Annotated in this window: 16 protein-coding genes; 3 read left to right on the top strand and 13 right to left on the bottom strand. The window is 71.1% G+C overall.

What is annotated here, in order from left to right; translation table 11 throughout:
• Window positions 1-1,480, top strand: a 1,480-nt coding sequence (locus tag PV721_RS23260) for an FAD-dependent oxidoreductase (RefSeq protein ID WP_319727431.1), incomplete at its 5' end; no start/stop codon positions are given.
• Between the two features lie 53 nt (window positions 1,481-1,533).
• Here the strand turns inward: PV721_RS23260 and PV721_RS23265 are convergent.
• From PV721_RS23265 to PV721_RS23280, 4 genes are read right to left on the bottom strand one after another with little or no spacing between them, the layout of a single operon-like run.
• Entirely contained in the window at window positions 1,534-2,532 is a 999-nt protein-coding gene (locus PV721_RS23265; RefSeq protein WP_319727433.1) for a DUF5914 domain-containing protein, read from the bottom strand.
• Window positions 2,529-3,494, bottom strand: coding sequence for a phytoene/squalene synthase family protein (locus PV721_RS23270; protein ID WP_319727436.1), 966 nt, complete (start codon window positions 3,492-3,494; stop codon window positions 2,529-2,531). The genes PV721_RS23265 and PV721_RS23270 overlap by 4 nt, the downstream gene beginning before the upstream one ends.
• Window positions 3,491-5,026 (bottom strand): phytoene desaturase family protein, encoded by a 1,536-nt coding sequence (gene crtI, locus PV721_RS23275; protein WP_319727437.1) that lies wholly within the window; start codon window positions 5,024-5,026, stop codon window positions 3,491-3,493. Before crtI ends, PV721_RS23270 begins: the two co-directional genes overlap by 4 nt.
• Window positions 5,023-6,237 (bottom strand): polyprenyl synthetase family protein, encoded by a 1,215-nt coding sequence (locus PV721_RS23280; protein WP_319727438.1) that lies wholly within the window; start codon window positions 6,235-6,237, stop codon window positions 5,023-5,025. Before PV721_RS23280 ends, crtI begins: the two co-directional genes overlap by 4 nt.
• 226 nt (window positions 6,238-6,463) lie before the next feature.
• On the opposite strand from PV721_RS23280, the gene PV721_RS23285 reads away from it, so the two are divergent.
• Window positions 6,464-6,736: a GlsB/YeaQ/YmgE family stress response membrane protein gene (locus tag PV721_RS23285; RefSeq protein ID WP_319727440.1), complete on the top strand. Its 273-nt coding sequence runs from the start codon at window positions 6,464-6,466 to the stop codon at window positions 6,734-6,736.
• A 143-nt stretch (window positions 6,737-6,879) separates the two neighbouring features.
• Here the strand turns inward: PV721_RS23285 and PV721_RS23290 are convergent, their stop codons facing one another.
• From PV721_RS23290 to PV721_RS23330, 9 genes are all read right to left on the bottom strand, one after another.
• Window positions 6,880-7,434: a hypothetical protein gene (locus PV721_RS23290; RefSeq protein ID WP_319727441.1), complete on the bottom strand. Its 555-nt coding sequence runs from the start codon at window positions 7,432-7,434 to the stop codon at window positions 6,880-6,882.
• Between the two features lie 212 nt (window positions 7,435-7,646).
• A complete protein-coding gene (locus PV721_RS23295) occupies window positions 7,647-8,063 on the bottom strand; it encodes a gas vesicle protein K (protein ID WP_319727442.1) in 417 nt (138 codons plus the stop codon).
• Entirely contained in the window at window positions 8,056-8,277 is a 222-nt protein-coding gene (locus PV721_RS23300; protein WP_319727443.1) for a gas vesicle protein, read from the bottom strand. Before PV721_RS23300 ends, PV721_RS23295 begins: the two co-directional genes overlap by 8 nt.
• Window positions 8,274-9,125 carry a GvpL/GvpF family gas vesicle protein gene (locus PV721_RS23305; RefSeq protein WP_319727446.1) on the bottom strand — a complete coding sequence of 284 codons (852 nt, stop codon included), beginning with the start codon at window positions 9,123-9,125 and terminating at the stop codon, window positions 8,274-8,276. Before PV721_RS23305 ends, PV721_RS23300 begins: the two co-directional genes overlap by 4 nt.
• Window positions 9,122-9,544, bottom strand: coding sequence for a gas vesicle protein (locus tag PV721_RS23310; protein ID WP_416371160.1), 423 nt, complete (start codon window positions 9,542-9,544; stop codon window positions 9,122-9,124). Before PV721_RS23310 ends, PV721_RS23305 begins: the two co-directional genes overlap by 4 nt.
• 21 nt (window positions 9,545-9,565) lie before the next feature.
• Window positions 9,566-9,814 carry a gas vesicle protein GvpG gene (locus PV721_RS23315; protein ID WP_319727448.1) on the bottom strand — a complete coding sequence of 83 codons (249 nt, stop codon included), beginning with the start codon at window positions 9,812-9,814 and terminating at the stop codon, window positions 9,566-9,568.
• A 38-nt stretch (window positions 9,815-9,852) separates the two neighbouring features.
• On the bottom strand, window positions 9,853-10,572 hold the full coding sequence (locus tag PV721_RS23320) for a GvpL/GvpF family gas vesicle protein (protein ID WP_319727449.1): 720 nt from the start codon (window positions 10,570-10,572) through the stop codon (window positions 9,853-9,855).
• Between the two features lie 3 nt (window positions 10,573-10,575).
• Window positions 10,576-11,043 (bottom strand): gas vesicle protein GvpJ, encoded by a 468-nt coding sequence (gvpJ, locus tag PV721_RS23325; RefSeq protein ID WP_319727450.1) that lies wholly within the window; start codon window positions 11,041-11,043, stop codon window positions 10,576-10,578.
• A gap of 28 nt (window positions 11,044-11,071) precedes the next feature.
• The gene (locus PV721_RS23330) at window positions 11,072-11,446 is read right to left on the bottom strand and encodes a gas vesicle protein (RefSeq protein ID WP_319727451.1); all 375 of its coding nucleotides are present in this window, start codon (window positions 11,444-11,446) and stop codon (window positions 11,072-11,074) included.
• Window positions 11,447-11,663: 217 nt separating this feature from the next.
• On the opposite strand from PV721_RS23330, the gene PV721_RS23335 reads away from it, so the two are divergent.
• The gene (locus tag PV721_RS23335) at window positions 11,664-12,671 is read left to right on the top strand and encodes a histone protein (RefSeq protein ID WP_319727452.1); all 1,008 of its coding nucleotides are present in this window, start codon (window positions 11,664-11,666) and stop codon (window positions 12,669-12,671) included.
• Window positions 12,672-12,673 lie beyond the last annotated feature (2 nt).

Genomic DNA, 12,673 nt, shown 5'->3' on the forward strand with positions numbered 1-12,673 from the left:
GGGGGACGGTCCGCGGGTGGCCGTGGTGGGGGGTGGCATCGGCGGTCTGTCAGCGGCGACCGTGCTCGCCGAGCGCGGTGTGCGCGTCACCCTGTACGAGCGGGACGCGCAGCTCGGCGGCCGGCTGGCGGGGTGGCGAACGCGGCTGGCGGACGGCTCGGAGGTGACGATGAGCCGTGGCTTCCACGCCTTCTTTCGGCAGTACTACAACCTGCGGGCGCTGCTGCGCCGTACCGATCCGGGGCTGAACGGTCTGACGGGGCTGGCGGACTATCCACTGCGCCATCGCAGCGGCGGGCAGGACAGCTTCGCCCGCGTACCGCGCACGCCGCCGCTCAGCGCCGTCGGTTTCGTCGCGCAGAGCCCGTCCTTCGGCTGGCGGGATCTGGGGCGGATGAATCCGCGGGCCGCCCTGCCTCTTCTGGACGTCGGCGTTCCGGGGGTGTACGAGGCTCTGGACGGGGTGAGCGCCACCGAGTTCCTGGCCGGGATCCGCTTCCCGGAGGCGGCGCACCACCTGGCGTTCGAGGTGTTCTCGCGGAGCTTCTTCGCCGATCCGGCGACCTTGTCGGCGGCGGAACTGGTGCTGATGTTCCACATCTACTTCCTCGGCTCCAGCGAGGGGCTCCTCTTCGACGTGCCGCGCGAACCGTTCCCGCAAGCCCTGTGGGACCCGCTGGCCAGGCATCTGGGCGGCCTCGGCGTGGAAATCCGTACGGGCACGGCGGTGCGGGAGGTCCGCCCCGTCGGCGAGGACCGGGTGGAGGTCGTCGCGGGAGCGGCGGTCGAGCGGTACGAGGGAGTGGTGCTGGCCCTGGACACCGGAGGGCTGCGGGGGGTGGTGAGCGCCTCGCCGGAGTTGGTGGACCCGGCGTGGCGGGCCCGGATCGCCGGGCTGCGGACGGCGCCGGCGTTCCTGGTGTCGCGGCTGTGGCTGTCGCGCGCGGTGGCCGGAGACCGGCACGGCTTCCTCGGCACCAGCGGCTTCGGCGGCCTCGACAACGTGAGCGTCCTGGACCGGTGGGAGGGGGAGGCGCACCGTTGGGCGTTGCGGACCGGCGGTTCGGTGGTGGAACTGCACGCGTACGCCGTTGATCCGGCGGAGCCGCGCCCGGAGGTGGAGGAGCGGCTGGCGCGCCGACTGCGTGAGGTGTACCCGGAGACGGCGCGCGCCGAGGTCGTCGACTTCCGGCACGAGTGGCGCGAGGACTGCCCCCTGTTCACGGTCGGCGGCTACCAGGACCGACCGGGGGTGCGCACGGGTGACGCCCGTGTCGTGGTCGCCGGTGACCTGGTGCGTACGGGTCTGCCGGTCGCACTGATGGAACGGGCGGCCACCAGCGGGTTCCTGGCCGCGAACGCCCTGCTGGAGCGGTGGGGTGTACGGGGCGAGACGCTGTGGACGGTGCCGGAGCGGGGCCGTTCCGCAGCGGGCCGGCTGCTGGCGGGTCTCGGGCGGTCGCCGGCCCCCGCGCGATGACCGGCGCGGCACGGCACGCGCAAGGGCAGGGACGGGGAGGGGTACCGATTGCCTCAGCCGGGGAAGCGTCCGGTGCTGCGCAGATCCCAGCGGCGCTCCGCGTAGGCGAAGTCGTCCCGCCACAGGCGGCCCGCCGCGCGCCGCACGAGGGGGCGCAACAGGGGAGCCGCGGTGCGGGCGAGCGCGAAGCCGGCCCGGGGGGAGACGGCGATGACCGCTTCGGTGACGAGGGTGCGGGGCCGGCCGTCGCGGCCGGTCCCCAACGGGGTGGCGTGGGTCTCGACGACGGAGCCCCGGCCTTCGCCCTCGGCGATGCGCATGACGACGGTGCGGGGCCCGGGGGCGGTGAACTCGGCCGTCACCGGCACGACCACGCGCCGAGCCACCCTGAAGGAGACGCACACGGTGAGGACGTCGCTCTCGGCGCCGTCGTCGAGGACGGTGAGATCCACGAAGGAGTACGGGTGGAACCATGCGCCGTGCCAGGGGTCGAGGCGGTTGGCGACGATGTCCTCGGGCTCGCAGACGCCGGTACCGGTGTAGACGGCGGTCAAGGAGCCGGCGGCGGACGGACGGGGTGGCACGGCGGGGGTGTCGAGGGGTTCCTCGCCCCCGTGTCCGTCCAGGCGTACCCAGGCGAGGACGCCGTCGTCGTGGGCGGGGTACGGATTCCAGCCGGCGAAGGGGGCACCGTGGAGGGCGAGTCCGTGCCAGGGGCAGACCAGGGTGCCGCAGCGGACCGGGGCCTGGGCCAGCGGGGCGCCCAGGTGAGGGCAGGCGCCGGGGCCTGCGACGAGGGCGCCGTCGGGGCCGCGCCAGGCCACGATCTCCGTGCCACCGACGGTGCGCCCGAAGCCGGCGTCCGGGCGGACGGCGGCGCTCGGGCCCAGGACGTACCAGTTGCCGGCGGGCCGGGCCTGCGCCCGCTTGAGGGCGGCGTCGATGAGCCGGGGCGATGCGTCCCGCCAGGTCGGTTCCTGCCGGTGCCAGGCCACCGGGTCGCGGCGCAGGCTGACCGGGATGCGACGGCGGCGGGAGGCTCTGGGGCTCATCGCAACGGCTCCTCGAGTACGGGGGCGGCGGGGGCCGCCAGGCGGGCTGCCGCGATCTTCGCCAGGCCGGCCGCCGCGACGGCCGCCCGCCGGGCGAGCGAGACCGAGGAGCGGCGGTGGACGCTCGCATACCCGTCGCGGGCGACGGCGTCGAGGATCTCCCCGTACAGGACGAAGGCGGTGCGCACGCACGGCCGCGAAACGGGTTCGAGCATGTCCAGACCCGGTTCTGCCGCCGCGTAGAACCGCCGGGTGAGGGCGGCGGCGGAGCGCAGGGCGCTGGTGATGCGGGGATCGTGGCGACCGGTGCGTCTGCTCCAGCGCAGCAGGTCCCGGTCCACGCCCTCGGCGGCGAGGAGATCGGCGGGCAGATAGACGCGGTCGCGGTCGAGGTCCTCACCGACGTCGCGGATGAAGTTGGTGAGCTGGAACGCCTCGCCCAGCGCGGCGGCGTGCGGAGCGGCCTCGTCCCGGGATGTGGTGTGGCCCAGTACGGGGAGCATCTGGAGGCCGATGACGGCCGCGGAGCCGTGCATGTAGCCACGCAGCGCGTCCAGGGTGCCGTAGTCGGTGACGGTGAGGTCGCTGCGCATGGAGGTGAGGAAGTCGTCGAAGTGGCGGTGGGGGATGCGGTAGCGCTGCGCGGTGTGGGCCACGGCGGTGACGACGGGGTGGCGACCGGGGCTGCCCTCCATCGCCCGGCGGAGGTCGTGCGAGAGGGCCTGGAGCCGCCGGGCACGGTCGCCGGGCGCGGTGGGGGCGGCCAGGTCGTCGACGATGTCGTCGGCGAGCCGGGCGAAGCCGTAGAGGGCGTGCACAGCGGGGCGGCGGGAAGCGGGCAGCAGCCGGGTGGCGAGGAAGTACGTCTTGCCGTGTCGGGCGTTGAGGCGGCGGCAGCGCTCGTAGGCCGCACGGAGGGCGGGGTCGGTGATGGCGGCGGCGTCGAGTTCGCGTCGCGTCATGCCGGGCCGCCCTTCGTCGCCGCGGGAGGGGGTGAAGCGGTCCGGCGGCGGACGCCCAGGCCGGTGATGCGGGCTGCGGCGAGGCGGCCGGAGATCAGGACGGTCGGGACGCCGACGCCCGGGGTGGTACCGCACCCGGCGAGCACGGCGTTGGCAGCGCCGCGTACGAGGTTGCGGGGACGGAAGGGGCCGGTCTGGGGGAAGGTGTGGGCGACGGAGAAGGGGGTGCCGGCTGCGTGCCCCTGGGCTGCCCACTCGGCGGGGGTGACGAGGACTTCGGTGTCGATGGAGTCCTCGAAGCCGGTCAGGCCGCGGCGCTCCAGCTCGCGCACCAGGCTGTCCCGGTAGCGGGGTCCCAGGTCCTTCCAGGAGGCGGCCGAGGGGCCGACGGCGGTGTTGGGGCAGGGCGCGAGCACGTAGTGGGTGTGCTTTCCGGGCGGAGCGAGGCCCGGGTTGGTGGCGGTGGGCCGGGTGATGAGGAGCGAAGGATCGCTCATCAGGCGGCCGGTGCGGGTGAGTTCGCGGAAGGTCTGCTTCCAGGCGGCGCCGAAGGAGATCGTGTGGTGTGCCAGTTCGGGCCATGTGCGATCGGTGCCGGTGTGCAGGACGACGGCCGACGGGGAGTGGCGCAGGGCGAGCGGACGGCGCGGGCGGTCGCCGAGCAGCCGGTACGAGACGGGCAGGTCCGGGGTCAGGACGACCGCGTCGCAGGGGATGCGCTGCCGGTCGGTGACGACGGCGGTGATCCGCTCACCGGTGCGCTCCAGGCGCGTGACGGTCTGCCCGTTGAGGAGGGTGGCGCCCGCGTCGGCGGCTGCAGCGGACAGGGCGGTGGGTACGGCGTGCATGCCGCCCTCGGGGAAGTAGACCCCGGCGACGGTGTCCATGTAGGCGATGACGGCGTAGGCGGCGAGTGCGCGGGCCGGCGGGACGCCCGCGTAGAGGGCCTGGAAGGAGAAGACGCGCTGCAGCCGCTCGTCCGCGATGAATCGGCCGATCTTCGGCTGGAGTCGGCCGAAGCCGCCCAGTGCGGCGAGTCGGGCCAGGTCTGGGTGCAGCAGCGAGAGCGGCGAGTCGAAGTTGGCCTCGATGAAGCGGCCCATCTGCGCTCGGTAGAGGTCGTGCAGCCACTGGCGCAGACGCTGGTACCCGGCCGCGTCGCGGCCGCCGGCGAAGCGTTCGATTTCCGCCTCCATGGCCTGGGCGCCGGTGTGGACGTCGAGGCTGCTGCCGTCCGCGAACCGGGCGTGGTAGGCGGGGTGGAGGGGGTGCAGGGTCAGCCGGTCGGACATCTTCTGGCCGACGGCGTCGAAGGCCTCCTCCAGCAGGTGCGGCATGGTGAGCACGGTGGGGCCGGTGTCGAAGCGGTGGCCTCCGCGCTCGACGAGGCCGGCCCGGCCGCCGGGGAGGGGATCACGTTCGACCAGGGTGACGCGGCGGTTCGCCCCGAGGAGGTGGAGGGTGGCGGAGAGTCCCGCGAGTCCGGCGCCGACGACCACCACGTGGTCGGTGGGCCCGGTGATCGTCCTCATCTGGCGGCTCCGTCGGGGTCGGCCGGTGCGGTGGTGGCGGCGGCCGGCTGCGGTGGTGACGCGATGTGTCTGAGCAGGTCGGCGAGGTGGTGGGCGGCGGGGCCGTGCAGGTGCGCCGCGGCGAGGTGGCGCTCGGAGGCGCGGACCAGGCGCTCGATGCGCCGTTCGACCTGCGCCGGAGCTCCCGTCGACTGCAGGGCTTCGCGGACCGAGGACAGGGCGGGCCCGGAGAGGTCGGTGCTCCCCCTGCAGCTCTGGAGGAGGTCGATGACGGTGGTGGCGCCGGTGGCGCGGGCGCGGGAGTGGGTCAGGGCCAGCAGGTACGTCGCCTTGCCGGAGCGGATGTCGTCCCCCGAGGGCTTGCCGGTCACCTCGGGGTCGCCGAAGACGCCGAGGAGGTCGTCGCGCAGTTGGAAGGCGATGCCGGCGCAGCGGCCGGCGGCGGTCAGGGCGCCGGTGGTGGCGCCGTCGGCGCCCGCCAGCGCCGCGCCCAGGGCCAGGGGCCGTTCCACGGTGTAGCGGGCCGTCTTCAGGCAGACGGTACGGATGGCCCGGACGGCCGAACGGGAAGAGGTCGCCTGGCCGTGCAGGTCGAGGTACTGCCCGGCAACCATCTCCGTCCGCATGGCCCGCCAGATCCGCAGGACCTCCGCACGCACGGGCGGGTCGAGGTCGGCTCCGGCGATCAGATCGTCCGCCCAGCAGAGCGCCAGGTCTCCGGCGAGCACCGCGGCCGAGTGTGCGAACGGTGACGGTCCGGGTGCGTGCCGGGGCGTGGCCGCCGGGTACCGAAGCGCTATCTGCGCGTGGAAGGAGAGCCTGCCGCGGCGCACGGCCGACTGGTCCATGACGTCGTCGTGGATCAGGGCGCAGCTCTGGATGAGTTCCAGCGCGGCGGCGATACGCAGCGCCCCGGACACGTGGGGTTCGGACCCGCCGCAGGCCCGCATGGCCCACCAGAGGAACCGGGGCCGGATGCGCGAGCCGCTGCCGAGGACGAAGGAGACCAGCTGCTCCGCGACGTCGGTGGCGAAGATGACGTCGAGCGATCGGCTGTACTTGACGAACTCGGCGCAGGTGAGGTCCAGTTCGCGGTTGACGGCGGCGGTGACGTCGGCGTCGACCGCCGCTGCTGCGGTGTGCGGGGAGGTGTGCACGGCTTTCCGCTGTGGGGTCTTGAGGAGATGTCGGGGAGCCGACTCCGCGTGCATTCAGTCCTCCGTGTCGTGAGGTGGTGCCTGCGACCTGTTCGGCGTTCGCCGGGCGGACGGATGCGCTCGGAACGCGCGAGCCATGAGTCCCCCGCCCGGTGAGCGGCTCATACAGAACGGGTCAGCTGATCGCCCCGATGGATCGCGCATCCGGACGTTTGAAAGTGCTCGGACAGTGAAGAAGCTGAACTGATAACGGCTTCACAGGAGGGAGCAGGAAGGCATTATGGGCATCATTGCTTGGATCCTCATCGGGCTGCTCGCGGGCCTCATTGCCAAGGCGTTGATGCCGGGCAAGGACCCGGGCGGCCTCATCGTCACCATGCTCATCGGCATCGCGGGCGGCCTGCTCGGCGGCTGGCTCGGCAAGGTCATCTTCGGCGTCGACTCCATCGACGGCTTCTTCGATCTCTCCACATGGATCGCCGCCATCGTCGGCTCCCTCATCCTCCTTGTCCTCTACCGCCTCCTCACCCGCAATAGGCGCCGCCGCGCCTGACCCGGCGGGTTGATCAGCCCACCACCCGGAACGGCTCCCCCTCCTGCTCGAGGGCGGAGCCGTTCCTGGGCTCGGCACTCGGATCCCGCCCGCGGCCAGCGCTGCGGCAGTGGCTGAATTCTCCGGAGGCGGGATCCGGCTCTTCAGCAGTTCCGCCGCCTGCGGCGCATGAGGAGAAACACGAGGAGGGCGATCCCCGCCGAAATCAGGGGGGTCCACTTGGATCCCGCCGCGTGCGCCGCGCGAGCAGCCTTTTCACGGACCGCGTCGGGGGTTTTGTCAGCTGCGAGGTGCCCGGCTCGGGATGCGGCCTCACGGACTTGCTCTGCGGTGTGCGAGGCCGTGTGCAGGAGCGGCTCGGGTGTCTTGCTCTTCGCCAGCTCGGTCGTGTGGCCGGCCTTCTCACGGACCTGGGCCGTGGCCTGTTTGGCTTTGGCGATGGTCTGTTCCTTGACCGCGGCGGCCTTCTCCTTGGCCGTGGTCTTGCCGTCGGCTCCGGCCGACGGCTCTTCCGCCCGGCCGGGTTCGCTCTCTGGGCCCGCGGCCTCCGGCGGCTCTCCTGAAGGGGAAGGGGACTCGTTACCGTCGTGCTGGCTGGTCATCGGCGTGCTCTCCATCCCGGCCGTCACGGCCGCGGCTTCGTTGCTGGTGCGCTCAGGTACGTCGGCGAGCTGGCTCCGATCCTCGGAGTGAGCCACTGGTCGAAGGACCCCTGCTGTGATGATCGCGCGTCGGATGGTGGGATTCCCGGCGCCGAGCTGGTGCTCTACTCCACTCGGGCGCAGCAAAGACACGGTGAGCCCTGCAGCCCCGCCTGAGGCCGCCGAACGGGTGGCGTTGCTCCGTTCACCCGGCGGGAACGGCCGGGAGGGGGCCGGAAGGCTGGCCGCGCCTGCCGGGTACGGGTCTTTCAGGTTCGGGGCGGAAGGAGAGGACCCAGCGGGCCGAGATCGAGATTGAGGTCCTCCAGCGCGTAGCCGTGCTGGGCGCACAGGTCGGCCAGCCGGTCGTGGAGCGCCAGGAGCGTGGCTCCCAGCTCCTCTTCCTGTTCATCTGTGAGGTCTCCTGCGTCCACGCGGCGCAAGGCCTGGCGCTCGATGAGCTGACGCAGGAGTTCGACCAGGGTGAGGACGAGTTTGAGCAGGTCCTCCTCCACTGTGTCGCGGTCGGTGTACATGCGGTGAGCTGCGCGTGGGGGTGCGTCCTGCGGCGTGGGGGGCGCCTGAATGAGCCGGAAGGCATGCGCCATCGAGTCACCGACGTCCTTGAGGCCGGGATCGGGGTGCGGTGGCGGGGTGTGGTGCCGCGCGGGGGGCTCTTCACTCATTCCGGCCGCCCTCCCGGGCCGCCGTGGCTGGAGGCTTCTCGGAGCTGACGGACACGATGAGAGCGCGTAGCGAGATGCGGACGAGATCGATGTCGGCGATCGACAGAACGATGTCGCCGGTGAGGACCACGCCGCCGCTGAGCAGCCGGTCGAGGAGGTCCACCAGCGCCACTTGGCGCTCGGGCAGCGGTTCTCCGTGCTCCGCGAGAGTCATGAGCCGCGCTCCTCGCCGGTGGCCGAGTGCTGGCCCACGGCCGGCGGCATCGCGAAGGAGTAGGGCGCCCAGGGGCCGGTCACTTCGACACGAATGCCGTCGAAGACGCCGACGGCCTCTTCGACGGCGGCCCGGAACGGCTCCGCGTTCGCGTCGGGGACGAGGTAGGCGTCGTTGAGGACGTTCTCGGCGGGCCCGGTCAGGGCGCCGCGCTGGGTGGGGTGCCGTACGTGCTGCGAGGCATACCGGGAGGCGATGGCTCCGATGACCTCGGCGGCGTTTTGCGCTTGGCCGTACACGGCTTCCTGGGCGTTGTGCTGGGCCCTGCGACGTTGGAGATATGCCTTGCCCGGAGTGGTGGCAGCGCCGGGGCCGGTGGCGGGTCCGGTGTCCGCCGGGGCCGCGGCGGGCGCGAGGTAGATCTTCACGCCGAATTCGGTGTGGGCGATGAGCTGGGCGAGTCGTTCCGCGAATGCTTCGTATTGCTCGGCGAGAGCACGGCCGGCGCGGTCGTCGTCCTGGTACACGGTGGCCATGCGGAGGGGGAGGACCGTGGTGTGCGTGGAAAGGGCCTGTACGACGTCGTGATGGGTGCGGGCGACGTCCTCGAGCCACTCCAGGTCCTCGAAATGGTTCTTCAGCGCGCTTTCGTTGAAGTCGCGCAGTGGTACGTGGCTGGTGGCGAAGGCCAGGGGCGCCCGTGGGTCGCCGGCGACGGTACCGGGTGCGGTGACGAACAGGACCGGGGAGCCGTAGATCCCCCGGAGGCCCTCCAGTGCGTCGCGGAGGCCTGCCGAGAGGGGGACCGCGGCGTAGACGTAGGTGAGGGCGTCGTCGGATGTGGTCATGGCCGGCGCTCCCGTGGGGCTCCACCGTCCGCGTCTCTCTCGGGTTCCTCACCGGCGGTGCGTGGCGGAAACTCTTGACCGTCGAGGCGTTCGCGGCGCAGGGCCTCCAGCTCGGCGCGCAGTCTCCGGTTCTCCTGCTCGAGAGGGCTGCCGGTGTGACGCGAGGAGAGCGAGGGGTCGTGCTCCCACCAGTCGATGCCCATCTCTTTCGCCTTGTCCACGGATGCGACCAGGATTCGGAGTTTGATCGTCAACAGTTCGATGTCGAGAAGGTTGATGCGAATGTCCCCGGCGATGACGATGCCCTTGTCCAGCACCCTCTCCAGGATGTCGGCAAGGCTGGAGGTGCTCTGCCCGTACGGCACGGGGGCGGCGCGGGACGGGAAGGATCCGAGTCGGCCGGGTAGTGGCTCAGACACGATGACGGCCTCGCTTCCCCGTCAGGAAAATTGCTGGCGGAACTCTGCGATCTCTGTGAGCCGCTCGATCAGCTCGTCCTCTCGGCGGTCGAACGTGTCCTGGTCGATCTCGTCGTTCAGCAGGCGCCTCTCCAGGTCGGCGAGCTCGCGCCATACCGGGGCCGGGTCGTAGTACTCGTCTTCGGCCTTCTCCGCGACGCGCTGGGCGGCCCATATGACGGCCTGTACCGGCGCGGCGGGCAGGGTCAGCAAGCGTGTGAACAGTCCCATGGTCCGTGTCCTCCTTCCTCGGTTCCGAGGTCGCCGGGTCACTGAACGAAGCTGTACGGGGGCAGCGGGCCGGTGAGCCGGAAGTCGACTCCACCCTCGATCTGCCGAGCCAGGCTGGCCTCCGCCGCCAGGAAGTCCTCTGTGCGGTCTTCGGGCACCAGCAGCGACAGATTGAGGAAGTCAGGGCTGGAGGGCGGATGGATGACGTGCTCCAGGCCGTAGGGAATCAGCGCTTGAACGAGCCCCGCTGCCAGCGAATCCTGCCGTTCCTGCACTTCGCGGGCGACCAGTTCCCCGAGCGCGAAGGACAGCTGCGGGTCCTGCGCGCCGGCCCGGATCTGCTCGTTGAGTTCCCTTGCCTCGGGGGAATCCTGGAGGATCTGGCGCAGCAGCTCGTCCTCGTCCGCCTGGGTCGCCCTCACGTGGTATTCGGCGCAGCCGTCAAGTCGCTCGAGGGTGGCCAGGTAGCTGTCCGCGTTCTCTTCCAGGGCCTGCTGGACGGCCTGGTCGTCGGGGGCGAAGTAGCCGAACTGCAGCGGCAGGACCACTCCGTCGGCCATGAGGGATTCCAGCACTTCCTGATGTGCCTGGAGGTCCCTGCGCTTGGGCCGGATCTCTTCGGAGATCTCGCTGACCACTGCGCACAGGGTTCCGGCGGCAACGGTGCGCACGGGTGAGGGGTCGGAACCCACGCCGGTCACGCCGTCAAGGCGGTGGGGATGGTCCTTGCGGGTGATCGCGTACACGTAGAGCGCCATCGATTACTCCCTTTCCCGGTGGACCGGGCGCCGGGCGGGACGCCGTTTCCTGGGAGCGGCTTCTTCTTCGACTTCTTCCGCCTCCGGTTCCTCCTGCTTGGCGGAGCGGGGGGTCAGGGAGTCGGTCACGGCATCGACTGCCCCGCTGAGCGCGCCCTTGCTCTTGCCGCGGGCGCCACCTTCCATCATGGTCCCGACGACCTCGGGGAGCTGGGCGGGCGCCTTCCGGCCCGCTTCGAGATCGAGCCGGTTGCATGCTTCGGCGAACCGCAGGTAAGTGTCGACGCTGGCCACCACGATGCGGGCGTCGATCTTGATGAGTTCGATGCCCACCACCGAGATGCGGACGAAAACGTCGATGACCAGACCGCGGTCGAGAATGAGCTCCAACACGTCATAGAGGCTGCTGCTGCCACCTGGGCTGCTTCCGCCCCTGCTTACGCTGCTGCCGCTCTGCGGCACCATGGTCATGGCGCCTCCTTTCCAGGGCGGACCGTTTTCAGGTCGGCCGGTCGATCATGCCTCGGCTGTACCGGCGGGTCCGTTCGTAGGAGATCAGCTGCCCCTCCGTGTCCAGGGCGACCTTGTAGCTGGCCATCACGCTGGTCGTGTCGGGGATGCGTTCCAGTTCCACCACTTCCACCTGTGCCTCCCAGCCGTCCTCGGTCGGCTTGAGCGACGAGACGGAGTCAGGGGGCCTTCCGAGCAGTTGGGCGAGTTGCCCGGCTGCGGAACGCATCGCGGCAGGCGCGTCGGGGACCCCTGGCCGCCGTTTGGCGGAAGCGCGGCGTGCCGGCGGCCGCTCCCTTTCCTCGGCGTCTTCGGCCGGGCGGGGGCGGACTCTCCTCGGACGTGTCGGTTCTGCTGCGGCCATGTGGTCACTCCACTGGGGGAACACCGCTCGCTGAAACTACAATGTCATCATATAGGGACATATATCTCGTATCGGGGGTAGGCGGTGTACAGGCCGCCTGAGCGGGGCCGTTTCTTCGGCTGCCGGCACAGAACACAGCCGGCGCAGCCCGGGGGCCCGGACGGTATTCCTGGCGGCGACCACTGCTCTCAAGTGCCCTGATGGAGGGATCCAGCTCATGGAGGACACGACCAAAATCGCCCTCGCGGCCGCCGTGGCCGGGGGCTACGTACTGGGGCGCACCAAAAAGGGCCGCCTCGCATTCTCGGTGGCCACGTACCTCGCAGGCCGCCGCTTCGGGCTCGAGCCGGGTCAGCTCCTGACGCAAGGCCTCACCAAGCTCAAGGAGACGCCCCAGTTCGCCGAGCTCACCGATCAGCTGCGGGGCGAGGCCCTGGATGCAGGGAAGAAGGCGCTGGGAGCCGCGGCAAATCGCAAGCTCGGTGACCTCGCCGACTCGCTCCACCATCGCACCCTTGAACTGAGCCGTAACGGGGAGAGCGAGGACGAAGAGGAGCCCTACGAGGACGAGTACGAGGACGAGGGCGAGGACGAGGGCGAGGGCGAGGAGGGTTACGCGGAGCCGGAGGGCGAGGAGGAGGAAGAAGAGGGAGAGGAAGAGGAAGAGGAAGAGGAAGAAGAACCGGAAGAGGAAGAAGAACCGGAGGAGGAAGAGGGAGAAGCCGAGGAAGCGTACGAGCCGGAGGAAGAAGAGGAAGAAGAGGAAGAGCCGGAGGAAAAGCCCCCGCCCCGCAGGCGCGGCCGGCCCGCGCCCCGCGCTCGTACCGGCTCTGAGGCTCCCGCACGAAGGACGCGGCGACCGAGCGCCTCCAAACCTGCAGCCCCCGCCAAGCGGGCGGCGGCAAAGAAGACCGCCGCGAAGAAGAGCTCGGCGGAGAAGCCTTCAGCGCGCTCCTCAGCCGCCAAGAAGGCCGCGCCGGCCAGGAAGGCCGCGCCTGCCAAGGCCGCCGCCAAGAAGACGGCCAAGACGGCGCCGGCGAAGAAGAGTGCAGCGCGCACACCGACGCGTAAGACGGCGCCGGCGAAGAAGACCGCAGCGCGCACACCCGCACGTAAGACAGCGCCGGCGAAGAAGACCGCAGCGCGCACACCCGCACGCAAAACGACGGCCAGGAAGACGGCAGCGAAGAAGACGTCAGGCCGCAAGCCCTCCACGCGGAGGTAGGT

The organism is Streptomyces sp. MB09-01, assembly GCF_033794505.1.
Taxonomy (GTDB): Bacteria; Actinomycetota; Actinomycetes; order Streptomycetales; family Streptomycetaceae; genus Streptomyces.

Coding starts and splice junctions, on each gene's coding strand:
- PV721_RS23265 (WP_319727433.1), bottom strand. CDS start 2,532: ATGAGCCCCAGAGCCTCCCGCCGCCGTCGCATCCCGGTCAGCCTGCGC.
- PV721_RS23270 (WP_319727436.1), bottom strand. CDS start 3,494: ATGACGCGACGCGAACTCGACGCCGCCGCCATCACCGACCCCGCCCTC.
- crtI (WP_319727437.1), bottom strand. CDS start 5,026: ATGAGGACGATCACCGGGCCCACCGACCACGTGGTGGTCGTCGGCGCC.
- PV721_RS23280 (WP_319727438.1), bottom strand. CDS start 6,237: ATGCACGCGGAGTCGGCTCCCCGACATCTCCTCAAGACCCCACAGCGG.
- PV721_RS23285 (WP_319727440.1), top strand. CDS start 6,464: ATGGGCATCATTGCTTGGATCCTCATCGGGCTGCTCGCGGGCCTCATT.
- PV721_RS23295 (WP_319727442.1), bottom strand. CDS start 8,063: ATGAGTGAAGAGCCCCCCGCGCGGCACCACACCCCGCCACCGCACCCC.
- PV721_RS23300 (WP_319727443.1), bottom strand. CDS start 8,277: ATGACTCTCGCGGAGCACGGAGAACCGCTGCCCGAGCGCCAAGTGGCG.
- PV721_RS23305 (WP_319727446.1), bottom strand. CDS start 9,125: ATGACCACATCCGACGACGCCCTCACCTACGTCTACGCCGCGGTCCCC.
- PV721_RS23315 (WP_319727448.1), bottom strand. CDS start 9,814: ATGGGACTGTTCACACGCTTGCTGACCCTGCCCGCCGCGCCGGTACAG.
- PV721_RS23320 (WP_319727449.1), bottom strand. CDS start 10,572: ATGGCGCTCTACGTGTACGCGATCACCCGCAAGGACCATCCCCACCGC.
- gvpJ (WP_319727450.1), bottom strand. CDS start 11,043: ATGACCATGGTGCCGCAGAGCGGCAGCAGCGTAAGCAGGGGCGGAAGC.
- PV721_RS23330 (WP_319727451.1), bottom strand. CDS start 11,446: ATGGCCGCAGCAGAACCGACACGTCCGAGGAGAGTCCGCCCCCGCCCG.
- PV721_RS23335 (WP_319727452.1), top strand. CDS start 11,664: ATGGAGGACACGACCAAAATCGCCCTCGCGGCCGCCGTGGCCGGGGGC.